The sequence below is a fragment of the Mycolicibacterium arseniciresistens genome (genome assembly GCF_030519285.1).
Lineage (GTDB): Bacteria > Actinomycetota > Actinomycetes > Mycobacteriales > Mycobacteriaceae > Mycobacterium > Mycobacterium arseniciresistens.
Genome location: NZ_JAUMSQ010000546.1, coordinates 1 through 1,096, shown reverse-complemented (window position 1 = coordinate 1,096; position 1,096 = coordinate 1). Strand labels below are relative to the sequence as shown.

Sequence of the window (1,096 nt, the reverse complement as noted above, 5' to 3'; positions counted from 1 at the left end):
TGTACTGACCACGGACGTTGGTGACGGCGTGGTGAGGTGACAAGACGAAGACCTCCGAGTGAAGTGCGAGCTGCTTAGGAACGCACTACTCACTCCGGAGGTCTTCGTGGTCCACCGTAATGCCCACTTGTCCGAAACCGGTCGTCTGCGGCTGGCTCGTTGCATCGTCGATGATGGTTGGACGCTGCGACGCGCTGCCGAACGCTTCCAGGTGTCGGTGAACACCGCCTCACGCTGGGCGAGCCGCTACCGCCATGAGGGCGTAGCCGGAATGGCCGACCGCAGCTCACGGCCGCATCACAGCCCTAACCGCACACCGACGCGCACCGAGCGTCGAATCATCGGCGTTCGTGTCACCCGCCGGTGGGGACCGGCCAGAATCGCTTACCTGTTGCGATTGAACGTTTCCACGGTGCACAACGTGCTGCGCCGCTATGGCGTCGCCAAGCTGCGATGGCTTGATCGGGCCACCGGGCGAGTCGTACGTCGGATGGAATCAGCCCACTGTGGTGACCTGGTCCACGTCGACGTCAAGAAGCTGGGCAAGATCCCGGCCGGCGGCGGCTGGCGCATGCTCGGCCGGGTCGCCGGCAAGCACAACAGTCAAGCCGATAAGAGTTCGGGACGACAAAGCAAGTACCACAATCCGGTGCGCGGCTATCACTTCGTGCATACGGCCATCGACGCCCACTCACGACTGGCCTACTCCGAACTGCTGGCCGATGAGCGCAAGGACACTGCCGCCGGATTCTGGCTACGCGCCAACGCTTGGTTTGCCGAGTCCGGCATCACCATCCGAAAGGTGTTGACCGACAACGGCTCTTGCTATCGATCGCATGCATTCCGCGATGCACTGGGCACTATCGAGCATCGACGTACCCGGCCATATCGGCCACAGACTAACGGCAAGGTAGAGCGCTTCCACCGCACCCTGGCCGACGAGTGGGCCTACGCGCGGCTCTACACCAGCGATGCGCAACGCTGCCAGGAGTATCCCCGCTGGCTACACACCTACAATCACCACCGCGGCCACACCGCGCTCGGCGGTCACCCACCCGCCAGCCGTGTACCTAACCTCTCAGGTCAGTACAGCTAG

General features: G+C 63.2%; 1 protein-coding gene. It reads left to right on the top strand.

The window, feature by feature from the left end; genetic code table 11:
• Positions 1 to 106 precede the first annotated feature (106 nt).
• Positions 107 to 1,096, top strand: a complete 990-nt coding sequence (locus Q2100_RS31390; protein ID WP_302917144.1) for an IS481 family transposase — start codon at positions 107 to 109, stop codon at positions 1,094 to 1,096.